The 25,183-nt window shown below is 47.6% G+C and carries 9 protein-coding genes; 5 read left to right on the top strand and 4 right to left on the bottom strand.

All coding sequences use genetic code 11. The annotated features are described in order from the left end of the window. Positions 1–2: 2 nt before the first annotated feature. The gene (locus tag CPIN_RS02705; RefSeq protein WP_245552077.1) at positions 3–923 is read right to left on the bottom strand and encodes a transglutaminase domain-containing protein; all 921 of its coding nucleotides are present in this window, start codon (positions 921–923) and stop codon (positions 3–5) included. Between the two features lie 100 nt (positions 924–1,023). Then, positions 1,024–3,603 (bottom strand): NACHT domain-containing protein, encoded by a 2,580-nt coding sequence (locus CPIN_RS02700; RefSeq protein WP_044217716.1) that lies wholly within the window; start codon positions 3,601–3,603, stop codon positions 1,024–1,026. A 734-nt stretch (positions 3,604–4,337) separates the two neighbouring features. Here CPIN_RS02700 and CPIN_RS02695 point away from each other — a divergent pair. From CPIN_RS02695 to CPIN_RS02685, 3 genes are all read left to right on the top strand, one after another. After that, positions 4,338–17,627 carry a T9SS type B sorting domain-containing protein gene (locus CPIN_RS02695; protein ID WP_012788223.1) on the top strand — a complete coding sequence of 4,430 codons (13,290 nt, stop codon included), beginning with the start codon at positions 4,338–4,340 and terminating at the stop codon, positions 17,625–17,627. A 76-nt stretch (positions 17,628–17,703) separates the two neighbouring features. Then, positions 17,704–18,717 (top strand): PorP/SprF family type IX secretion system membrane protein, encoded by a 1,014-nt coding sequence (locus CPIN_RS02690; protein WP_012788222.1) that lies wholly within the window; start codon positions 17,704–17,706, stop codon positions 18,715–18,717. A gap of 17 nt (positions 18,718–18,734) precedes the next feature. After that, a complete protein-coding gene (locus CPIN_RS02685; RefSeq protein ID WP_012788221.1) occupies positions 18,735–20,750 on the top strand; it encodes an OmpA family protein in 2,016 nt (671 codons plus the stop codon). 162 nt (positions 20,751–20,912) lie between these two features. Here CPIN_RS02685 and CPIN_RS02680 read toward each other — a convergent pair whose 3' ends face one another. Continuing rightward, entirely contained in the window at positions 20,913–21,413 is a 501-nt protein-coding gene (locus tag CPIN_RS02680; protein ID WP_012788220.1) for a hypothetical protein, read from the bottom strand. 412 nt (positions 21,414–21,825) lie between these two features. On the opposite strand from CPIN_RS02680, the gene CPIN_RS02675 reads away from it, so the two are divergent. Together CPIN_RS02675 and CPIN_RS02670 are read left to right on the top strand one after the other, a co-directional pair. Beyond that, entirely contained in the window at positions 21,826–23,238 is a 1,413-nt protein-coding gene (locus tag CPIN_RS02675) for an MATE family efflux transporter (RefSeq protein WP_012788219.1), read from the top strand. 56 nt (positions 23,239–23,294) lie between these two features. Next, positions 23,295–24,221, top strand: coding sequence for a PfkB family carbohydrate kinase (locus tag CPIN_RS02670; protein WP_012788218.1), 927 nt, complete (start codon positions 23,295–23,297; stop codon positions 24,219–24,221). A gap of 71 nt (positions 24,222–24,292) precedes the next feature. On the opposite strand, the gene CPIN_RS02665 is transcribed toward CPIN_RS02670, so the two are convergent. Continuing rightward, entirely contained in the window at positions 24,293–25,093 is an 801-nt protein-coding gene (locus CPIN_RS02665) for a S1/P1 nuclease (RefSeq protein WP_012788217.1), read from the bottom strand. Positions 25,094–25,183 lie beyond the last annotated feature (90 nt).

Genomic DNA, 25,183 nt, shown 5'->3' with positions numbered 1-25,183 from the left:
TATCATAATTCAATCAATGCATAAACCTTGTCGTTCATGTACTTACCACCAGGGTGGCGAGCCGTGTAGTCAAGGTTTATCCAATATTCGCCTTTCATTTCGTGGTAGTGGATTTCTTTTATCGGTGGATGTGGAAATAGCGTGACGATCGCCTGTTTGATGATCTCAAATTCTTCTTTGCTGCCGCAGTAAAGCTCCGGATAGGCATGTCCCTGTATCAGTACAATACGGCAGCGTGCACCGATAGATTGCAGGCAGGACGCCATCAGAATAGAATGGTCGTCACAATCCCCTCCCAATCCGTTCTGGATGGTTTCCATGGGGGTAGCAAAGTATTCATCTCGGTGAGTATCCGGTACATATTTAAAATGCCGGTTCAGATAATGGAATAATGCCAGGTAGCGAGAGATTTTTCCATACTTGGGAAAGTATTCATCGAAATCTTCCAGGGAGTGTGCCACAGAGAAGTTTCTGACAAGAGAGTCTTTATAGTTCACCTTATCCCTGATGCCGCGTACGGTTTTGTCCCGATAGGTTTCTACCCTTCTGGGATAAAGGCTAAGGATGTCAAATTGTTTGTTATTCTTGGCGCCCCAGTTCCCCTGTACCATCCCCTTATAATCATTCAATACATTGTTGAATGAATAATTGTCGTTGAAATAGTTGATGCAAAGAATAGTGCATACCAGGAAAAAAGCCGGGATAATTAATGGTCTGAATACCCAGAGTAGCAGACGGGTAAAAAGAAAGGTAACCAGTACGGCAACGACCATATCCATGTGCCAGCCATTCATTACCAGCGGCGGAATAAAGCGGTTCAGGTAAGGTGCTAATGGTATAATAGTAAGCAGGCTCAGTAAATTGAGCAGAAATCGTTGGAATGTAGTGTATTTGCTTTCATCAATCGCCATTATGGTATGCAATAACGCAAAATTATGCCAGAAGACTTCTAAAAATTTGCAAATACGATCGGAAATGGTCTTTTTTTCTCTGAATTTGTGCTTTTAATGTATTGAATGTTAATTAGTTAGTTTTTGCGGCAGCTGTCAGTATCCTGTCAAAGTGCTTAAATGAGGTGCTTTTATTGATCAGTGTGATTTGTTGTTGTGCCTGATTATATTGTTTTTCGAAACGTGCCTGTGGATACATTTTACCAAGTAGTTTGTAGCCGGTCAGCAATAGCAGTTTGAAGTCCATCTTCTGTGAAATTTCGATAGCAGTTTCTGCTGTGCGGATAGCTCTGTTCAATTCATTTTCCTCATAATACACTTCTGCCATGATCAGTTTCTGTAAAACTTCAATATGGCGTCCGTTGGTAAAGTCAAAGGAATAATTGCGTATCAGTTTTTCGGTGTGCAGACATATTTTGCTGGCCATAGGCAGGTTATTCAGGCCCAGGTGGGCATATGCCTGCCAGCACAAAAGTGACAATCTTAACGGGTTCGTGCGCTGATGTGCCAGTGATGGATAACATTCAAATATCCGTTTGGTATAATTGAACATATGGGTGTAGTCTGTGAGCATGGCGAAAGCCAGACCGCTCAGACGAAATACCATCTCCTGTGCGACAGTCGGTGCATGGCGTGTACTACCGGTCAGGTAGCGTGGATAATTATATATTTTGTCTTTAATGCTCTCGTTGATGATCCCGAATTTCATGTATTCGTAGATAAATAGATAGAGGTCATAGGGAGACACCCATATTTCATCATCTATGGTATCGCGTGGGATCAGCTTTTTGATACTGTTCAGTTCCATCTCACAATGTTCTGCATCCAGCTGCAGCATGGACATAGTGAAAAGGATACTACGGATCTTCAGTTTGTCTTCCGCTACTTCTGAAAGGTCGAGCAGGGCGGTTAGTACCCGTTTTTTTCCGAAGTGCAGGAAGTTGTCATTAATGATACGGCTCAATGGATTTTTACGGAAGTACCCTTGAGGGAATACGGCGCTGAGCTGCATCTGTTTTTCTCCTTCATGCTGGTAATGAACGGCAAGGTATTCCAACAGGTAGGACTTTTCCATCGTGCTCAGCGGCAGGTAGAATATTTTGTGAATACCTTCCAGTTGTCCATTATTAATAGCATACCGCACGATCCATTTGAAAACCCCTACCCTATAGGACGATGCAGGTAGTTGTCTGGTGATCTTTTGCAGCATGGTATCTTCTATCACGTCATTGGCGTGTTTGATATAATGCATTGCGGCAAAATATTCCAGCAGGAACTGGTGGGCAAACCGCACTTTTACCAGGAACATGACCTCCTGACTGAGGTTCTCTTCTACCAATATATTATCGGCGAGTAATTCTTTATAGGCGGGGAACAGGTCGGCGTTTTTATTGAGCAGCAGATTTTTATCTGTGTATTGTCCCGCTTTACCCAGGTCCAGCAACCATAAAAGCTTTTCTATGATCTTGACCTTGAAGGTATTGGTAGGGGAATTGAATACCTTGATCTGCACAAATTTGGAGATCATCTCAAAAAGGCTGAGATGTTCATTGACAAACGTTTGTCCGGGGCCCGTATTCAACTGACAGAACAGCTGGAGATAGTAAGGATACCGCAGTTTTTGCAGGAATCCCTCACTAAAGGTCCGTACGGTAGCCGGATCAATACGGTGATTATATAATACGGACTTGACTTCCTGTTCTGTCAGATAAGGGACATTGATGCTGGTTTCTTCGTCCATTTCGGGGCCGAGGTACCAATATCTGCGGAAGGCAGGGTATTGTAGTGAATGCTGGAATATGTCTGACCAAGTACTGCTGCGGATGGACAGGATCACTTTTACCCAAGGGAAAAGATCGTTCGAATAAACGAATTCCTCCAGTTTGGTATATAGCAGTTTCAGTTTATCACCAGCTACTGCGATCTCGTCAAATCCGTCAATAATTAAGATCAGCCTTCCCCGTATCTTATCAAAATGGCTGGCAAAATATTCACGGAAGTTTTCTCCTGTACCGAGGTTCAGCTGATTATCGAGCCAGGTGGCCAGTGAGAATCCTCTTAGCAGGAGACTACCGGCAGCGTGTGCATGAATAAACCAGCAGATATCCTTTTTATACTTGGCGTCTTTACTGAACCAGAAGTGTTCTGCCATATGTACGAGGGTCACTGATTTACCCCAGCCGGAAGGAGCGATCAGCGCTGTGGCAGCATAGTCGCTTTCCAGGAAACGTTCAATATGGGCAAAGCAGGATGGCCTTGGCACCGTTAGTGCGAATGGGATACCTGATCTGTTTTTCAGTGTGAGGATTGTATAGTGGGAGATGGTGACAGCCTTATTTTTAAGGTCGAGCCATTTGCTGTCGTTCAGTTCATTACCATCGGTCTGCACATAGTGCTGTGCCTGGAAATCGTCCCAGTCGCGGTAATTACAGTACTGCGCTAAGGTATTTAGCGTATAACGTGAAAAACTATGTTTGGTCGTTGCAAAACCGAATACTCTTTTTAGAGTGGTCTCGCTGACGGCCTTGGTAGTTTCATCCCTAATGAGATCAGAGAGTCTTTTGCAATCGCTGGGCGTAATTGTGTCAGCGCCGAACTTTCTTGATACTTCATTTTGCAGAGTTATGATAAAGTCATAGGAGAGATCTATCATATGGGGACAAGAAAATGGATTTTGAGTAAATGGATTTCGGTTCTCGAAAGTAAACATACGTATCCATTTTTAGTTCAGATTTATTTGAATAAAAAATGGATGAAATGAACAAAACAGATTAGAATGAACGGAATATAATATTGCTTGATAGTTAATTAACTATCTGAAAATTAATTGTTTCTGGCACGGCTCGCTAAAGTCACTGGTAACATTATCAGGCTGGAATATTTTTTTTGTTTGATTAGTACTGCTTATCTATTTGAGTGTGTTTAATAGCAAGGACTACCCTGGTAAAAATAATGAGTAGTCATACCAGGCAATTTTTCGCATGATCTATCGTTTGATAATGAACTTCTTCCCTGACTGACAACCCCCTTATCATAGTAATAATTTCCGTTACCATTAGCTTTTGAATGAAAATGAACGTTCGAAAACCAACGAATGAACGAAATGAACGGTATTTTCTATACTGAATAAAAAGAACCTCCTTTAAATCGTAGCCCCTACATACTTTCGCTTTGTTGTTTTACATTTTTTTAACAAAAACAACTGTATAAGGACGACCTACGTGTTTCATGCAATTGTTAAATCAGCCTTGGTAGCTCACTTATCCTTATCCCCAAGTTTCATAGCCTGCCTATAAAGAGTTCAAAAACCAGAATCCGTGGTACGAGAAACTGTATTTCAAACCGTGAAAAACATACACGCTTTATAACCCGAACCAATTGATTGCTATGCATTTCAAAGCTACTCCTAAAAGCCCGTTAAGAGCTTTTATTCTTATTTTCTTTTGCCTGGTCTGGCTGGTTGGGTTACCGGTGGGTAAGGCTTCCTATAAGAAGCTCCCCGTAACTAAAGCCGTCCCCAAAGATGGCGCAATCTCCAGGTTGGACAATTACCTATTGCATCACCCCTATGCACCATTACTACCAAATGCCTGGCGTAATGCCGGCGCTGCCGATGGGCCACTATGGAGCTACGCCGGCAGTCAGTCCTTTGTCACCTTCGGCCTTGCCTGTGCATTGTGTCGTGTTGACGATGGGGCTAATGCCATTGACGCCAATCCCAATACTGCCGCTACACTCGTACTACCGGTAGGCGCTGCAGGAGGGGTTGGATTAAAGCTAAAGTTCAGTGGTAGTTATCAGGCTGGTGACCAGGTGGCCTTCGACCTGGAAATACCTGACCAGATCTACTCCCAGCAGTTACTTTCCGCACTTTCTGTGACCTCCTTTAATGGAGGCGTATCTAATAATGACGCTACCCCGCTGAATAGTTCCCAGATCCGCCTCGACCTCTTAGGTCTCGGTCTTGGTTCTACGCCGAAATTTCGCGTAACAGCTCCTGTCACGCATGCTTTTGATGAAGTACAGATCAGTTTATCAACGCTGGTCAGCACCTTTACTTCTCTGCGTGTATATGAAGCTGCCGCATTTATTCCTGTAACAGTAAGTCCTGCGAATCCTGCTATCACTTCCAATGCTACTGTTACCTTCTCTCCTTCTATCAGAATTCCTAACGCCACCTATTCATGGTATACCACCCCCGAAGGTGGTACGCCCGTGTTTAATGGCGCCGGATTTACCACGCCTCCGCTGAAACGCAGTACTACTTATTACGTGGCAGCCACCAATCCCCTGGATGGTCTGGTTAGTCCGGTACGTACCCCTGTTACAGTGCGTGTGAGCGGTGGCGTCGGTCCTATCTGGACATATGCTGATCAGCAGGTAAGCCCTATCACCGGTGGTATTGCCTGTGCGCTCTGCTATGTAGATAACCCTGCCGCAGCTGTTGACGCGGATACCACCACAGCTTCCATGCTGCAATTACCGGTAGGTGCACTGACTGCTGTCGGACAACTCCTGAAGTTTCCCGGCGACTACAAAGCCGGCGATGTCATTGTACTGGACGTGGATATTCCGGGTCAGATCGTTTCACTCGGCGCATTGTCCGCTATCCAGATACAAACATTTAATAATGATGTCGCTAATAACGATGTGATCAATCTGGGTGCTACTACTGTTGGTGTTAATGTACTGGGTCTCGGACTCGGTACTTCGCCTAAAGTGCGTCTCACCATTCCCGTTACCAAAGATTTTGATGCCGCTCAGGTAAGTCTGACCACCGCATTCACTGCGTTTGGTTCTTTACGCATTTATGAAGCGGTAGCTACCATACCGGTAAAAGTTAGCCCTGCGGCTCCGCTGATCACTGCTGGTAGCAGCGTAACGCTGTCTGCTACTACCGACGGCCGTATTGCAAGTCCTGTATACAGATGGTACACAACGCCTGCTGGCGGTACCCCTGTCGCTACCGGCAACAGCTTCCCTACTCCCATGCTGAACCGTACCACTACCTATTATGCCGAAGCATATAGCGCTGCGGATAATCTGAGCAGTTATGTACGTACGCCTGTAACAGTAAAAGTAGCAGGTGGTCCTGGTACCATCTGGAGCTATGGCCAGGAAGAAGATGGTCCTTTCACCAGTGGTGTAGCCTGTGCGGCCTGTGCGATCAGCACACCGGAAGCCGCCGCCGATGGTGATACCACAACGGCATCCACCCTCACCGTTCCTTTAGGACTGGCAGCCTACGTCGGTCAGCTGGTTAAATTGCCAGGTGTATACCAGGCGGGCGATAGTATTGTCCTGTTCCTGGAAGCGCCAACAGAGAATCTGGTAGCTGTTGTGTTGCCCAAAGTAAGAGTTACTACCTTCAATAATAGCATCGCAGGTCCGGCGGTCTCCAACAATGACGCCGTGACTCTGGATGCACCAACTGTAAAACTCCAGTTGCTGGGCGCTGGTCTGAATAATGCCCGCAAATTCCGTGTAACGATTCCGGCCACCAAAACCTTTGATGGGGTACAGGTGGATTTCGGAGGACTGGTAGGGGCATCCGGCTCACTTAAATTATATGAAGTAGCCGCGATGATCCCGGTGTCGGTATTGCCCAACCCCGCAAAAACACCTTACAATACCGGTGTTACCTTAACACCTTCTATACGGATCACTAATCCTACTTATAACTGGTATACCACCCCTACGGGTGGTTCCCCTGTATTCACCGGTTCCGGCGCTTTCATAACGCCTGCGCTGATCCGCAACACAACGTACTATGTTGAAGCGAAAGATCCTGCGGGTACTGCCAGCCTGGTAAGAACGGCGGTACCGGTAACGATAGGTGGTGGTACAGGTCCGCTGTGGACATATGGTACTGGGCAGACAGGTCCTATTACCGGTGGTGTAGCCTGCGCGCTTTGTACGATTACAGATCCTGTATTTGCTGCTGATGGCGATTCCACAACAGCATCCAGACTGTCACTGCCACTGGGTATTGCCTCTACGGTAGGACAAAAGATCAACTTTCCCGGTATTTATCATAGTGGAGATAGCATCATTCTGATACTCGGCAGCAAACCTGGTTTCCTGGCGGATGCCTCCCTCCTGGGTAGTATTCGTATAACCACTTCTCTGAATAATGTCAGCAACAATGATCCGCAGACATTGAATAATCCACTCTTAAAGGTGAATCTGCTGCAAACAACGGCAGGTATTAGTAAATTCCGTGTAGCAATACCGGTGTCTAAAACGTTTGATGCGGCACAGGTCGATATCAGTAGTCTGCTGGCGGTTGACAATAGTCTATATATCTACGAGGCGATTGCAATGACGCCTGTAACAGTAACACCTAGTCCTGCTACGATCACCGCAGGACAGACAGCTACGCTGAATGCATCTCTTCCCAGCATTCCTGGTGTGATCTTCAACTGGTATGAAACCAAAGAAGGAGGATCTCCTGTTCATACCGGCAATAGTCTGACAACACCTCCGCTGTTCCAGGATAAGACTTATTATGTAGAAGCTGTGTCTCCTACTGATGGTCTGATCAGTATTACAAGAACTGCCGTGGAAGTAGACGTGAATGGCGCTACCGGTAACGGTCCGCTGAGCTGTAGTGGCGCAACGACCGAGAGCAGTGGTACAGGTGGTTTAGCCTGTCTGCTGTGTGGTACACAAAATGCTGCGCTGGCGGTAGATAATAATACCGCAACAGCCTCTACTATCCGTCTGGGTGTTGGTGCATTGGGTTATGCTTACCAGGATGTCGTATTTCCTTTCAAAGGAAAAGCCGGCGATTCTGTACGTATCGGTCTTGGTACTACTAATGGTCTGCTGGATCTCGGTGTGATCAGTGGTATCGGTGTAGGTCTGGGCAATGGAGCAAGACCAACGGATGCAGAAATGGCAGGTCTTTCCAGCCCGCTGCTAACGATCCGTTTGCTCGATGGTGTACAGCAGAATGCCTATACATTTGTAGCTAATAAAGACTTTGACAGAATTGAAATAAGGGTGAATGCAGTAGTGGGTGCACTGACTTCACTGAACCTCTATTATGCCCAGGTAGTAACTCCGATCGTACAACCCGCGGTAGCAACTGCTTATGTATGTACCGGTAGTCCGGCTACTTTGAGTGTTGTCGCTCCGACCGGTTATACTTACCGTTGGTATACTGCTTATACAGGCGGTTCTCCGGTTGGTTATGGTGCAACATTCGTGACGCCTGCTATTACCAAAGACACCACTTACTTTGTAGAAGCGGCTGGCGCTGATAGTTGCGGCAGCGAAAGACGTACGCCTGTTCAGATCAAAACGGGTCTGCCAGGTGTAACCGTTACACCGTCTTCTGCTTCTGTAGAAGAAGGTACTACACCGACCTTCAATATTGTTTCTCCGAATCCTACTTATCAGTATAACTGGTATAGCGCACCAACAGGTGGCACACCGGTATTTGTAGGTACCCAGTTCACCGTTCCTCCGGTTACAGGTAATGTGACCTACTATGCGGAAGCGGTGGCACAGGGTAATACGAACTGTCGCAGTTTACGTACTCCGGTATCTATTACCCTGAATGGGGACGGCGGACCGTCAAATCCTGGTGATATTGATTGTGGCGGCGCTACCAGCCAGCAGAGTATCACAAGTGGTATCTGTGTGGGTTGTTATGTAGAGAAACAGGATTCTGCGGTAGATAACAGTTCTCAGACAGCTTCTATTATTCACACCATCCTGGGTGTGGGCGCCAATATCCAGCAGTCCCTGATCTTCCCGGCTCCGGGTGTCAAAGGCGACAGTATCCGGATCAAACTTGGTTTTACTACCGGATTGGCTGACCTGAATGCATTAGCTGGTATCCAGATTTCCTCTTCTAACGGAGGTACGTTAAATGCTGACCAGGTAACTCTGAATGCGGGTACGCTGAATCTGCAGCTGTTGAACGGTAACAGGGACCTGGTTTACTCCTTTGCACCGGGAGCTGCTTTTGACAGGGTGAATATCAAACTCAATGGATTGGCCACCGCATTAACTGCGCTGAAAGTATATTCTGCACAGATCTACGCAGGTACGCCGACTGTTGAGAAAGACACTGTTTATATCTGTCAGGGTACTACCGGTACGCTCCGCGCTACCGGTCCTGGTACTACTTTCCGTTGGTATAATCAGCCTGCAGGTGGCACGGTGTTAGGCACTGGCGCAACCTTCCAGGTAAGCGATATGACCAACGCGATCTATTATGTTGAGTCAATTTCTTCTGCAGGATGTGTGAATCCTGTGAGAAAACCTGTATATGTGATTGTTGGTCTGCCTCAGCCACTGGTTTCACCAACAGTGAGAACCATTAACGCCGGTCAGACAGCTACCTTCACCGTTACCAGCCCGAATCCGGCTTACCAATATACCTGGTATGACGCGCCTGCAGGCGGTAATGTGGTACAAAGCAATTCATCCACCTTTACGACGCCAGCACTTTCAGCGGCTGCTGTATATTATGTAGAGGTGAAAGATCCTTCTAACAATTGTACCAGCTCTGCCCGTACAAGAGTACAGGTAGATATCAATCTGCCAACGGAGCCGACACCATGTAGCTATGCGAAACAGCAGGTGAGCCCTGTTATCTCCGGCGTATGTCTGCTGTGCTCTGTAGCAGATCCTGCGCTGGCAGTGGATGAGAATTCCAATTCTGCTTCTACGATCACGGCTACTGTCAGTGCATTGGGTTATGTGGGTCAGCTGTTACAGTTTGACAACACCTATCCTGCCGGTGACAGTGTGACACTGGACCTGGAAATTCCGGGTCAGCTGGCAGACGTTACATTGCTAGGTGGCATCAGACTGGAAACTTATAATGGCAGCACTCCAAACGCAGATGCTGTTTTCCTGAATAATCCTACTGTACATCTTACCCTGCTGAATACCGGTAACAAGTTCCGTGTAACACTGCCTGTATCCAAAGCTTTCAACGGCGTTATGATCAGCATCAATGGTGTGCTGGCAGCGCTGACGAGTGTGAAAATATATTTTGCGGCAGTGGTGACACCTCGTCCGGTGGTAACTGTTGCAAGTGTAGACGTCTGCAGTGGCAGTACGGCAACACTGAATGCAACTACTGCAAATGGTGCAGATCTTGCCTGGTACGCGGCTGCTGTTGGTGGTACGGCTTTACAGACCGGACCTACCTATACAACTGGTGCGCTGACTGCATCTGCTACCTACTATGTTGCAGCAGGTCGTTTCGGTTGTGCTAATCCGACCAGGGTGCCGGTAAGAGTAAATGTAGGTGCCGCGCCTGCAGCTCCGACAGCCGCCGGTAGATCAGTTTGTACCGGTAGTCCTGCCTCTCTGCTGGCAACAGCTCCTGCAGGTGCTACCTTCCGTTGGTACACAGCGCCAACTGGTGGCACATTACTGTCATCTACTGCAAACTATACCACTAATGCGCTGACTGCGGATACCGCATTCTATGTAGAAGCTGACAACAATGGTTGTAAGAGCGTTACCAGAACCAGGGTACCGGTGACGGTGAGCCCCGCTCCGGCCAATCTTACCGTAACGCCGCTAAACACAACAGTGAGCGTTGGTCAGGGTGCGATCTTCACCGCATTCGCGACCGGTACGAATGTGATCTACAAATGGTATAACGCTGCCGGTGATTCTATCTATACCGGTGCGGTATTCAATACGGGTCCGCTGACGGCTACTACGACCTTCTCTGTTGTGGCAGTGAATACCAGCGGCTGTATCAGTGGTCCGAGAGTATCTGTAACCGCTACGGTAGTACCAGGTGGTAATGATATTCCTTGTGATGCTGCTACCAGCGAACAACATACTTCCAATGGCGTATGTGTAGGTTGCTTTGTTGAAAATCCTGCCCTGGCAGTAGATAACAGCACGGCTACTAAATCTACGCTCCATGTGGCACTGGGATTGCTGAACGGTTATGTACAGCAATCACTGGTATTCCCGCAGATCAGTGAACTGAATGACAGCACAGTAATTGGCCTGTCCTTCGATGCTTCCCTGGCTGATATTGGTCTGCTTTCTACAGTTGAAATAGGCTCCTATAATGGTGCTACTTCAAATAATGACTTTGTGTCGCTGAATAGTCCGCTGGTGAAAGTTGCCCTGTTGGGTGGCAGTCAGCAGGCGCTCGTAGGTTTCAAACCGAAAGCGTTGTTTGACAGGATTGTGGTGCGTCTGAATTCAGGTGTGGCGACAGCCCTGAGTGCTGTAAGTGTGAACTTCGCGAGTCGTGTGGTTGGTCTGCCTGTAGTACAGGGAGATACGATCTGCGCAGGCAATCGTGCAAACCTGACAGCAAGCGGTCCGGCGAATGTATCCTTCCGTTGGTATACTACCGCTACAGGAGGTACTGCTATCTTCACCGGTACAGCTTATCAGACACCAGCTCTGACTGCGAATACCACTTATTATGTGGAAGCAGTGAAGACAAGTCTGAACTGTCCGAACCTGCAACGTGTGCCGGTAACAGCTATCGTTGATCCTGTTCCGGATGCACCAGCACTGGATACGACGGCGTTGACGATTTGTAGTGGCAGCACTGCTACCTTTAATGTGAAACCTGTTGCAGGTATTACCTATCGCTGGTATACTGCTTTGACAGGTGGTACGGCCTTCTTTACAGGTACATCTTATACTACACCGGCGCTGACAGCGACGACTGTATACTATATCGAAGCATCAAACGCTACTGGCTGTGCGACTACAACCCGCACAAGGGTAACTGCCAATGTGATCGATCAACCGGCTGTTCCGGTGGTGACACCAACCAGTGCTAGTATCTGTGCTAATAACAGCACGCAGCTGGTAGCTACATCTGCAACGCCGGGTGTGATATTCCGCTGGTACACAACAGCGACTGGCGGTACATCTGTATTTGAAGGAGCTTCCTTCCAGACGCCGGTGCTGACAGCTACTACTACTTATTATGTGGCGGCGGTAACAGGTGCTTGTTCAAGCGCTTCCAGAACGGCTGCTACAGTTACTGTAAATGCAGTTCCAGCTGCTCCGACGGTAACAACCGTACCTGCGAATGGTCAGGTAGTATCTGGTCAGACAGCTACGCTGACAGCCAGCTCCACAACACCAGGTGTGACTTACGCATGGTTTACAGTGGCTACCGGTGGTAGTTCAGTGGCAACAGGTCCGACATTCACTACGCCGGCACTGACCAGCAACATTACTTATTATGTAGAAGCGGTAGCTGTCGCAGGTAGCTGTCCGAGCCAGCGTACAGCAGTACCGCTGACAGTGACCGTTGCGCCCAATACAGCATGTGATTTTGCAAATGCACAAACAAACAGTACAACAGCGGTATGTGTACTCTGCTCTGTACAGGATGCAGCGAATACAACAGATGCTGATATCAATAATTTCTCGATACTTTCTGTACCATTGGCTGCCGGCAGCGGTAGCGTACAGCAAAGTCTCATCTTCCCGGATGCAGCAGCTGCCGGCGATAGCGTACGCATCGTGCTGGAACTGCCTGCTCAGGTAGTAGATGCAGGTTTACTGAGTTCTCTGGAAGTATCCAGCTTCAATGGCGCTAACCCGAATAACGACGCCGTATTACTGAATAACAGCAGCGTAAGTGTTCGTCTGCTGACAGGTTCCAGCAAATTCACGGTAGCATTTGCGCCAGGTGGTACTTATGACCGTGTTCAGGTTCGCCTGAGAGCTGGTATCATTGCCGCACTGGTGAAAGCGAACGTCTACTATGCTACAAGACAGGTATCCGCTCCGGCTGTCGCCGTTCGTAACGTTACGATCTGTAGCGGTAATACAGCGACGCTGACAGCAACAGGCAGTGCTGTTTCTTCACTTGAATGGTATACACAACCAGTGGGTGGTACGAAAGTAGGTGATGGCGGAAGCTTCACTACACCACAGCTGACGGCTACTACGACTTATTATGTACAGAGCGTACGTACAAGCAATAATTGCGCGAATCCCAACAGGGTATCTGTCACAGTAAGTGTGGTGCCTGGTCTGGTAACGCCGACTGTCACCAACGCAACTATCTGCGCGGGCCAGCAGGCAACCCTTACAGCAACTGTAACAGGTCAGAACATCCAGACCCGTTGGTACAGTGCACCAATAGGTGGTACACTCCTCTTTACAGGTACAACCTATGTGACGAATGCACTGAATACAGATACTGCATTTTATGTAGAAACAGGTAATGGTTCCTGCATACTCTCTGCAAGAGTAAGGGCAACCGTAAGCGTAGGTGCAGCAGCTCCGACTCCTGTATTGGAAGCACAGAATGTCGATATCTGTTCAGGTAGTACTGCTACATTCCGTGTAGTATCTCCGGCAGCAGGTGTCACCTACAGATGGTATACAGCGCTGACTGGCGGTACGCCGGTATCAACAGGTGCTACCTTCACTACAGGCGCCCTCACAGCGACTACAGTTTACTATGTAGAAGCAATTAATAATGCATCACAATGTGGCGCTGCCAGTGCAAGAGTCGCTGCTACTGCAAGTGTGGCCCTGAATCCGGGTACACCTGTATTGCAAACGGCAAGTGTACAGGTTTGTGCCGGTCAGGACGCAACCCTCGCCATTCTGAATCCACAGGGCACCCTTACCTATCAGTGGTATGATGCCGCTACTGGCGGTACACTGTTAGCTACCGGTCCGACTTTCGTGGTAAGAGCTGCAAACGCGAGTGCAGATTACTATGTACAGGCAGTCAACAGCAATGGCTGTATCAGCACCGGCGTCCGTGCAAAAGCAAGTGTGGTGGTAACACCAGCTCCGGGTACGCCAACAGTGGTCAGCACTGCTGTGAATATCTGTCGTGGTGCAACTGCGGCACTGGCTGTACAAAATCCGAATAACAGCTTTACCTATCGCTGGTATACTACCGCTACCGGTGGTACAGCTGCAGGTACAGGCGCAACCTTTACAACGCCTGTTATCAATGCAGATACTGATTATTATGTGGAAGCTACCAGTGGTAACTGTAGCAGCGCTGTAAGAGCAAGAGTGAGTGTGGTGGTAAGCGATCCTGCGCCTACTCCGACCCTGGAATCCGCCAATCTCTCTGTATGTACAGGTGCGGCTGCAACCCTGCGTGTAACTTCCCTGACTACAGGTATTACCTATAACTGGTATACTACGGCTACAGGTGGCACACCGGTATTCTCCGGTCCTGAGTTCACAACAGCGCCGCTGACAACTACCACTGTATACTATGTAGAGGCAGTGAATACCGCCTCCGGTTGTGGTGCTTCCGGTGCAAGAGTGTCCGCTACAGTAACTGTAGTGCCAAGACCAGTTACTACTGCTGTGGTAAGCAACAGTATAGATGTATGTTCAGGTCAGAATACGATCCTGTTCATACAGGATCCGCAGGATAATCTGGCTTACCAGTGGTATGACGCTCCTACCGGCGGTACGCTGGTATCTACGGGTCCGGTATTCGTAGTATATGCGATAACCAGCAATATCACCTACTATGTGCAGGCGGTAAATGCAAATGGTTGTGCAAATGCAGGCGCCCGTGTTGCTGTAGCAATCAATGTTACACCAGCCCCTGCTACACCGGTGACGGCTTCAGATGTGACAGCATGTCCGGGTACAACCATTGATCTGGCGGTACAGAATCCGAATGCAGCACTGACTTATAACTGGTATACTACCGCTACTGGTGGTACGGCAGCAGGCACAGGTGCCACCTTTACAACGCCTGTCATCAATGCGGCTACTACCTACTATGTGGAAGCAAGCAATGGTAACTGTAGCAGTGCGACAAGAGCGGCTGTTAACATTACACTGTCCAGCGCTCCGCCTGTTCCGACCCTTGAATCCAATAATGTAAATATCTGTACAGGTGCCTCCGCAACATTACGTGTGACATCCAGTACAACAGGTGTGACTTATAACTGGTACACTGCAGCAACAGGCGGTACACCTGCCTTCAGCGGTCCTGAATTTGTAACGCCAAACCTGACGGCAAGTACTACTTATTATGTACAGGCGGTTAGTACCAATAGTCAATGTGCGGGAACAAGCGCAAGAGTCGCTGTGACAGTAACAGTCAATCAGATCCCTGGTACACCGGTACTGACAGCTGCAAACGTAAGCATCTGTGCTGGTCGGGATGTGACGCTGTCAGTACAGAGTCCGCAGACAGGTGTAGACTACCAGTGGTTTAATGCAGCGACCAACGGTACGCTTGTGTTTACCGGTAACAGCTTCACTATCACGGGCGTGACGGCTACCGCGAACTACTATGTACAGGCTGTAAATGCAGGTGGTTGTGTGAATGCAGGCGCCCGTGCAACAGCAACGATCACAGTTACGCCGGCACCGGCCACACCGGTAACCGCGTCTGCTGTCAATACATGTCCAGGTACAACAGTTGACCTGACTGTACAGAATCCGGATGCAGCACTGACCTATAACTGGTATACTGCCGCTACGGGTGGTACCCTGGCTGGTACAGGCAGCACGTTCACTACACCAGTGATCACAGCGCCGACTACCTACTATGTAGAAGCGACCAACGGTAATTGTAGCAGTGCGACAAGAGCGGCTGTAAGCGTGACAGTGTCCAGCGTTCCGCCTGTTCCGACCCTTGAATCCAATAATGTAAACACCTGTACAGGCGGTACCGCAAGACTGCGTGTCACCTCCTCTACAACAGGTGTAACCTATAACTGGTACACAACAGCAACAGGTGGTACCGCAGTATTCAGTGGTCCTGAATTCGTAACACCAAACCTGAATGCAAGCACTACCTACTATGTGGAAGCTGTCAGCACTAACAGCCAGTGTGCTGGTTCCAGTGCAAGAGCAGCTGTTACGGTAACTGTAGGTCAGTCCCCTGATGTGCCGGTACTGACTGCCGCAAGCGTAAGAGTATGTGCGGGTCAGGATGTAACGCTGTCAGTACAGAGTCCGCAGGCGGGTATCGATTACCAGTGGTTTGACGCAGCGAATGGTGGTACGCTTGTATTCACAGGCACTACGTTCACCGCAACCGCTGTAACGGCAAATGTCAGCTACTATGTGCAGGCTGCTTCAGGTACTACCTGTGTAAGTGCAAGCCGCGCAACAGGAAGCATCGTGGTAGATGCTGCTGCGCCAACGCCGGATGTCGTTTCTGCAAATGTGGTGACTTGTGTAGGCGGTACGGCTACTCTCAATGTACTCAACCCGGATGCAGCGCTGACCTATCGCTGGTACGATGCGCCGGATAATGGTACCCTGCTGGCTACCGGTCCTGAGTACACCACTACATCGCTGAACGGTAATACTACCTTCTATGTGGAAGCCCTGAATGGTTCCGGTTGCAGCAGCCAGGCAAGAAAAGGCGTGACTGTCACCATCGTGAATACGATTGATGCGCCGCTGGCAGATGGTGCGACGATCTGTGCCGGAACTTCTGCCCTGCTTTCTGTGAAGAATGCGCAGGCTGGTATCAGCTACAAATGGTACGAAGCTGCAATAGGTGGTACTGCCGGCTTCACCGGTGCAGAGTTTACCACTCCGCAGCTGAATACAAGCATGACTTACTATGTGGAAGCATCTTCCGGTGGTTGTGTGAGCCAGAGCCGTACGATTGTACAGGTAACTGTGAATACTACGCCTACTGCTCCTGTAGTGGCAAGTGCAAGTGTAACGGCTTGTCAGGGTCAGACAGCTACGCTGAGCGTACAGAATCCGAATGCGGCCCTCACCTATCGCTGGTACACCACTCCGACCGGTGGTACAGCGGCTGGCACAGGCAGCACATTTATCACTCCTCCAATTAATGCAAACGTCACATATTATGTAGAAGCACTAAATGCATCTGGTTGTGCAAGTGCAGCACGTACCACAGTCAATGTGAATGTAGGTGCGCCGGCGAATAACGCCACAGTAACCGGCAATGAAGCTGGTATTTGTCCGGGTGCTACCGCAACACTTACTGCGTCTTCAACAACACCAAATGCAGGCTTCCGCTGGTATACAACAGCAACAGGTGGTACAGCAGTCGCTACAACGGCAGCATTTACCACACCAGCACTGAATCAGAACACTACCTACTATGTGGAAGTAGTAAGCGCCGGTGGTTGTACCAGCAGCAGCAGAATAGCGGTACAGGTGAATATCCTGGAAGCCCTGGATGCTCCGGTTGTAACTGTCAGCGAAACAACACCAACACAGGTGACCTTCCAGTGGGCGGCTGTTCCAGGTGCAGTATCTTATGAGGTAACACTTGACAATGGCATTACTTATATCGTTCCAAGCGCTGGTGCTGCGGGTCTCACACATGTCGTATCGGGTCTGACGCCTACGCAGTCAGTAACTATACGTGTAAGAGCACTGGGTGATGCTGATTGTGAAACCAGCGCACTCTCTGCAGCGGTGACCGGTAAAGCGGAGAACCCACAGGGTAACAAGATCTTCGTACCGAACCTCTTCACGCCAAACGGTGATGGCTTCAACGATGTACACTATGTATACGGCAACACAATTGCCAACGTGGTGGTGAGATACTACAACCAGTTTGGTCAGCAGATCTTCGAAACAAAAGATCAGCGTACCGGATGGGATGGTACAATGGGTGGCCGCCAGCAACCGGTAGGTGTATATATCTGGGTGCTTCGCGCTACGCTTCAGGATGGTTCAGTTGTTAACATGAAGGGAACCGTCACTATCGTACGCTAACGGGTTAGAAACTACATAAGGCCGGGGTAGACCCCTATCCCGGCCATTCCTTAAAAAACGTCAAAAAAGTCTTCCTATGAAGAATAAGAATATACTCTTTGTTGTCGGAACCGTGCTGATTGCATTGATGCCAGGCTGGGTAAAGGCACAGGTAGATCCTCACTTCTCCCAGTATTATGCTTATCCCATGTGGCTGAACCCTGCGTTGACAGGTATTGTTGATGGGGATTATCGTGTCAGTGCCAATTATCGTAACCAATGGGTAAACATCGGAAAGCCTTTTTCCACAGTAGGCGTATCGTTTGATGCAGCTGCGGCCAATAACATCGGTGTAGGTCTGAATATCACAAACATGTCTGCCGGTGATGCAGGGTATAACTATCTCAATGCAATGGCCAGTTTCTCATACCGTGGTGTACGCTTTGGCGAAACCGGTACCAGCCAGCTGGTATTTGGTATCCAGGCGGGTATGATCAACCGTAAAATAGATCCTGCGAAATGGCAATTGGGTAGTCAGTATGATCCGGTGATGGGATTTGATCCCTCTAAACCAAGTGGAGAGAATATCAGTACGACATCTTCCAACTCTTTTGATGCCGCTGCAGGTGTCATGTTCTTCGATGGTAACCCTAACCACCAGTTCAATCCATTTGCAGGTTTCTCTGCCGGACACCTTACACAGCCGCAGGATCCATTTGTATCTGCCGGCTCTAATAAACGGCTGCCGGTAAGATATATCGGACATGGTGGTACACGTATCAAGCTGAATGAGATATTCAGTCTTACGCCACACGGTTTATACATGCGCCAGGGAAATGCGCATGAGACAGTGGTGGGCTTATATGGTCAGGCATACCTGAATGAGGAGTTTGACTTCCTGCTGGGAGCAAACTACCGTATCAATGACTCCGCGATTCCTTTTGCAGGTTTCCACTTCAAAAATTTTGTGCTGGGTCTCAGTTATGATGTGAACGCATCTAATCTCAGAAGATTAGTGAACGGTAGTAACAGCTTTGAACTATCCTTATCCTTCATAAGCAGGAAGAAGAAAGTTTATTCTGAAGAGAATTTCTTTTGCCCGCGGTTGTAAAAACAAAAAATACACGGATGAAAAAAAATGTACGCTACTGGCTGGTTATCGCGCTATTATGGACTGTTAGCACTGCAAGAGCGCAGTATGTATACGATTATAAGCGGACCGGTGATATTTATTTCGAAGCAAAGGATTATTACTCTGCAGCTCAATATTACAACAGGGCCCTGGGTACTTTTAAGATAAAACCCGAACAGATATTGCCTTACACCGTAGAATTGCGTGGTAAGGAGTCTGGTAAACTGAAGGACTACGAAACAGTCATCTACAAGCTGGCTGAATCATACAGGCATTATTACGACTACGGCAATGCTGAAAAATACTATGAGCAGGCGGTAGGTTTCAATAACAATACACTGTTTCCGCTTGCACGTTTCTGGTATGGCGTGTGTCTGCGGGCCAATGGTAAGTATACCACCGCCCTGGAACAGTTTACGAAGTTTAAACAGGAGTATAACAAAACAGATGATATCAGTGCAAGGGCAACACTGGAAATCGCCAGTTGTGAATTTGCGGTATCAGAAGCCAGCAGAATGCCTGGTTACACGATCAGTAAGTTATCCGGTGATGTGAATGCTGGTGGTGCGAACTACGCTCCTGCTGTATTGGCTAAGAATACATTGTTGTATACGTCTTCCCGTCCTGATAGCAGTGACCTGGAAAAAGAGAAGAAGTCAAAGAAGGTAAACCCGTATATCAATAACCTGTTTGTCGCAACCGGTGAAGGCAGTAACTTCAGTAACAGCCGTCCGGTAACCATTCCGGAAGCCAGCGGTATTGATCAGGGGGTGGCTACTGTCAGTCCGGATGGAAATACTATTTACCTGACCCGCTGGACGACAAAAAATGGCATTAAAGCTGCTGCTATCTATAGTAGTAAACGCAAAGGAAATGATTGGGAAGATCCTAAGGTGTTAGGTGTAAATGTAAATGTGGATGGATATAGTTCCATGCAGCCTTTCGTTACCAGTGACGGTAAGTATTTATTGTTTGCGTCTAACAGGCCGGGCGGTATGGGTAAAAATGATCTCTGGTATTGTGCACTGGAGAATGGCGTTGCCGGTCCGGCAAAGAATTTTGGTACCAATATCAATACCCGTGATGAGGAGCAGGCGCCTTTTTACGATGGAGAAAAGAAAGCGCTTATATTCAGTACGGACGGCAGAGTTGGCTTGGGTGGTTTGGATTTCTTTATCAGTGATGGCGATTTCAGCAGCTGGGGTTCTCCTAAGAACCTGGGTTTGCCGCTCAACTCCCCTAAGGATGACGTTTACTTTACAGCAGCTGACAGCGAGCATCCGATGGCGGGAGGTTATATCAGTTCTGACAGGGAATCTGTTTGTTGTCTGGAAGTATTCACGATTAAAAAGATCTCTAAAATCATCAGTGGTTTAGTATTGGATTGCGATGGAGATCTGCCGCTGACGGGTGCGAAAGTTACACTGCTGGACACAATTGTGCAGCGTGTAATTGGCCAGGTCACACTGGATGAAACAGGCCGCTACCGTTTTGAAGCAGAGCCGCTTAAACATTACAAGATCATGGCAGAGAAAGAGAATTATTTCTCAAAAGCGATCTATGTAAATACAGACGATCTGACAAAAGTTGACTCCATGGTGAACCCAACTATATGTCTGAAGCGTTATGAAATAGGAAAGCCTATCATCCTGAAAGATATCTACTATGATTTCGACAAAGCAACGCTTCGTCCGCAATCACTGATCGTACTGGATACGGTAGTATCTATCATGCAGGATAACCCGAATATCATCATTGAGATGAGTGCGCATACGGATAGCAAGGGTAAGGATGAATACAACATGAAACTGTCTCAGAAGAGAGCGCAGTCCTGTGTTGATTACCTTATCAGCAAAGGGATTTCGAGTGAGCGTATGATCGCGAAAGGGTACGGAGAAACACGGCCTATAGCGCCAAACACCCTGCCTAATGGCAAGGATAATCCGGAAGGCAGACAACTGAACAGAAGAACAGAATTTAAAGTGTTACGTGTAACGCAGTTAAATCAATAGCGATCACGTTAACCTCTTTATAAAGTCGGTTTTTCCGATCTACGGATTGGAGCCATATCCTAATGACGAGCGAAGACCATCATGATAATGGCCGGAAATTTTCCGGCCATTATTACATTTAGTTGAACCAGTGAGTCTCTAATTTCTTAGCAAAATATCTGCTTACTGCGCAACACTTTTCAGGATGTTGCCGATAGCAATTGTGCTGTCTTTAGTAGCGCTGTAGCGTACTTTGGCGAAAGCATTGATCTTAAGCGCACTGTCAAAATTGAATTTACGAGTGCTGCCATTTACTACTACTGTCTTGATTTTATTCCAGATCACTTTAGTAGCTTCTGCGCCATTACCAGCGAGTGTGTCTCTGATCAGTGTATCTGTTACTGGTGAAGCAACGTTACCACCGATCAGGTAGAAAGGATGTTTGATGTCTTTAGCAGAAGCCTTCAGCGTGATAGCCAGGTTTACACTGCTATCCGCATTTTCAGACAGGGTGATAGTACCTACCTGAGTTGCATCAGTAGCGCTTTTAGAGAGTTTATACTCTTTAGTACGTCCAGGCGCAGGTGTTGGATTGTCATCATCATCGCTGCAAGCTGCAAAAGTAATACCCATAGCAAGGGCTAATGCTCCCATTTTAAGAGCATGTTTTTTAATCGTAAGCATGGTTTCCGTTTAATTGAGTTTTTAGAACTTAGGTTTCCGTTTTCCGTATTTTAAATACAATAATGGTTTCTCAGCGCTGATGCAATTGTTAAACGAGCGCGTTAAAGAAAAGTTACAATCACTGTAAAAAAATTATTTAATGTGTTTTGGTCATGCAATGAATTGCTTACCCGTATTGAATTTGATGCCCTTAAAAAAATAGAAGAAATCAGATGCTTGTTGCCACACCTTATAAAAAAACAAAGTGGTTTAAAAAAACATCTTTAGCTTTGTAGCCTACAATTTTAAACGCCATGAAAAGCATCATGTAATACCTGGTCGTCCCAGGTATCCCCCACGCCACTTTGTTAAGGATGTACTCCATACAGTACAACCTGTTCCCATTTTCTAATAGTTTCTAATCGTTTTTAACATGCAACATACACAGGCAGGTTCCCGCCTGGGCAAGGCATTCCGGCTGTTTATAATGGCTGTGTCAGGTACGGAAAAAGAATTTACCAGTGGTAATATCAACCGTGCTATTTTTTTATTATCTGTTCCGATGATACTGGAAATGGTGATGGAGTCACTGTTTGCAGTTGTTGATATATTTTTTGTAAGTAAACTGGGTAAACATGCGATTACTACTGTTGGACTGACAGAGTCTATCATGACGCTGGTATACACTGCTGCATTCGGTTTAAGCATGGCGGCTACGGCTGTTGTGGCACGCCGCACAGGTGAAAAGGACAATGATGCAGCTGCACATACTGCTGTACAGTCATTGTACGTCGCGCTTGTACTGGCAGTTATTATCGCTTTCATCGGTATTGTATTTGCCAGTGAAATACTTGCTTTAATGGGTGCCTCTGATGAGGTGATCTATAACGGATATATTTACACGCAGATTATGCTAGGAGGTAACCTGATTGTTATCCTCATATTTCTGATCAATGGTATATTCAGAGGTGCTGGTGATGCAGCTGTCGCCATGCGTTCCTTATGGATTGCGAATATTCTGAATATCCTGCTGTGTCCTTTACTGATTAATGGATTCGGACCTGTTCCGGCCTTAGGCCTGAAAGGCGCTGCACTGGCCACTACGATTGGCAGAGGTATTGGTGTCTGTTATCAGTTATATCACCTGTTTGGAGGTAAAGGACTGATAAAAATAAACAGTCGTCACTTGCTGCCTGATATGAGCGTGATCATAAGATTACTTAAAATAGCAGCAGGTGGTACTGCGCAGTTGCTGATCAATACTGCCAGCTGGATATTCCTGGTCAGGTTAATTGCCCGGTTTGGAGAAGATGCCGTTGCCGGTTATACGATAGCAGTGCGTATTATTATTTTTACCCTGTTACCTGCTTCCGGTATGGCGAATGCGGCCGCGGCACTTGTGGGACAGAACCTTGGCGCCGGACAACCAGACAGAGCGGAAACCTCGGTGTGGAGAGCCGCATTTTTCAACATGCTTTTCCTGGGATTTGTATCGGTATTTTTCCTGCTGGCAGCAAGACCTATCGTTATGTTGTTTACACAGGATACGGGTATTATCGCTTATGCTGCCCAGTGTTTGCAGCTGGTCAGCGTGGGTTATATATTCTACGCCTATGGCATGGTGCTTTCGCAGTCCTTTAACGGCGCTGGTGATACGCGTACGCCTACGCTGATCAATCTTGTCGGTTTCTGGATGTTGCAGGTCCCGATGGCCTGGATGATGGCGGTGAATTATAATATGGGCCCTGCAGGCGTGTTCTGGGCGATTGCTATCGCCGAGTCCTGTGTAGCGGTTGCAGCAATATTTATATTCAGGAAAGGATGGTGGAAGCGGGTAAAAGTTTAGTTACATTTGCGCTGTTTTGTTTTGAACTAACTAAAACCCAATAAAAAAAGATAAGCATGTCGCTAACTGTTGTAGGTACGATGGCGTTCGATGATATTGAGACGCCCTTTGGTAAATCCGGACGAATCATCGGTGGTTCAGCCACTTATATCGCATGGGCCGCTTCTAATTTTGTGAAGCCCATCAATCAGGTATCTGTAATCGGAGGAGATTTTCCTCAGGATGAATTGAACGCGTTGACCGCCAAGGGTGTTGCGTTGGATGGTGTGCAGGTGAAAAAAGACGAAAAGTCCTTCTACTGGGCGGGTAAATACCATATGGATATGAACACCCGTGATACACTGGCTACAGAGCTGAACGTATTGGGTGAGTTTCAGCCGGTAATACCTGACAGTTACCAGGGCAGCGAATTCCTGATTCTGGGTAACCTGACCCCACAGGTACAGCTGAGCGTTATCAAACAAATGAAAACACGGCCTAAACTGATCGTAATGGATACCATGAACTTCTGGATGGAGGTTGCAATGGACGATCTGAAGAAGGTACTGAAAGAAGTAGATGTGCTCCTGGTGAATGATGGTGAAGCGCGTCAGCTGACAGGCGAAGTATCCCTGGTGAAAGCTGCCCGTACGATCCTGACCACTATGGGACCAAAATACCTGATCATTAAGAAAGGTGAGCATGGCGCCCTGCTGTTCCATGAAAATCACGTATTCTTCGCTCCTGCCCTGCCACTGGAAGAGGTATTTGACCCAACCGGTGCTGGCGATACTTTTGCCGGCGGTTTTATTGGCCACCTCGCGAAGACGAAGGACATCTCTTTTGAGAATATGAAAACTGCGATCATCGTAGGTTCTGCAATGGCTTCCTTCTGTGTGGAGCGCTTCGGTGTAGGCCGTCTGCGTGAAATCTCCCAGGACGATATCAATGCACGTCTCGATCAGTTCGTACAACTGGTAAACTTCGATATCGATCTGATCTAGTCAGTTCGTATCTGCTATAAAAGAAAAAGCATCCGCTGCGGCGGATGCTTTTTCTTTTATACTGTAACCCATTATTTGTAGATCTGATTCAGGAGTGCCGCCAGACGAAGGCCTCCTTTCAGCAGCTGGCCATTCAGGTCAGCGATAAACCAGTAGTTATAACGATAACTCAGTTTGTCGTTGGCATGTGTCAGCGCATATACTTTATTGGACAGCTGATTGGAATCGTACATCCAGTCGGCAATACTACCACTTTGTAATTTACGCACTTCTGCGGCTGATGCCGTGTCCAGCGCCTGTGTATATTCGGTATAGCTGAGTTGCTGGAATTCTATCAGTTGCTCGTCCCATACACGGTGCAGGTTACTTTGTTTGTCAAACCACATTACAGGGATCTTATTGCCTCCCTGATCTTCATCACGGCCTATGTGTAAAGGCTGGTGCATGTCTCCTATCATATGTATGAGGAAAGTCAGTGCAAACACCTTATCCGCTTTGGATGTAGCCGGATCCTTCAGCTTTTTGATCAGCGCTTCGGTCTGCGCATACAGATTTTCACCTGTAGTGTGCTCTTTCAGTACTTCATCAAAGTGCACGCGATCAACGTTGGCAGGAAAATCCAGGTAATGCCATGGAGAGGTGTGATCATATTTATGGGTGGTATCTGACTTGATGAAATCAGGCCAGTTGGCGACCATTGCCATACTTTGCGGACCGAGCAGTGCTATAATTGCCTTGCGTGCCTGCGGAGTAAGATGACGGCTGGCAATCTCTGCCACAACACGATGGCCTGTAACGCCCCAGGCAAAGCCTGTCATGGGAATCAATGGCAATATGACACCCAGTAAAACATGGTACAATTTTTTAAACATAAAGCATGTCAAGGTTAATAATATACAAGTATGTAAAGGTGGGCCAGTTTTTTCAAATGAAAAAGCACTCTCCGATAATTTGTACATTTG

It is taken from the genome of Chitinophaga pinensis DSM 2588 (assembly GCF_000024005.1).
Lineage (GTDB): Bacteria > Bacteroidota > Bacteroidia > Chitinophagales > Chitinophagaceae > Chitinophaga > Chitinophaga pinensis.
Note: the sequence above shows the minus strand (reverse complement) of the source record. Positions and strands in the feature narration are given on the sequence as shown.

Coding starts and splice junctions, on each gene's coding strand:
- CPIN_RS02700 (WP_044217716.1), bottom strand. CDS start 3,603: ATGATAGATCTCTCCTATGACTTTATCATAACTCTGCAAAATGAAGTA.
- CPIN_RS02695 (WP_012788223.1), top strand. CDS start 4,338: ATGCATTTCAAAGCTACTCCTAAAAGCCCGTTAAGAGCTTTTATTCTT.
- CPIN_RS02690 (WP_012788222.1), top strand. CDS start 17,704: ATGAAGAATAAGAATATACTCTTTGTTGTCGGAACCGTGCTGATTGCA.
- CPIN_RS02685 (WP_012788221.1), top strand. CDS start 18,735: ATGAAAAAAAATGTACGCTACTGGCTGGTTATCGCGCTATTATGGACT.
- CPIN_RS02680 (WP_012788220.1), bottom strand. CDS start 21,413: ATGCTTACGATTAAAAAACATGCTCTTAAAATGGGAGCATTAGCCCTT.
- CPIN_RS02675 (WP_012788219.1), top strand. CDS start 21,826: ATGCAACATACACAGGCAGGTTCCCGCCTGGGCAAGGCATTCCGGCTG.
- CPIN_RS02670 (WP_012788218.1), top strand. CDS start 23,295: ATGTCGCTAACTGTTGTAGGTACGATGGCGTTCGATGATATTGAGACG.
- CPIN_RS02665 (WP_012788217.1), bottom strand. CDS start 25,093: ATGTTTAAAAAATTGTACCATGTTTTACTGGGTGTCATATTGCCATTG.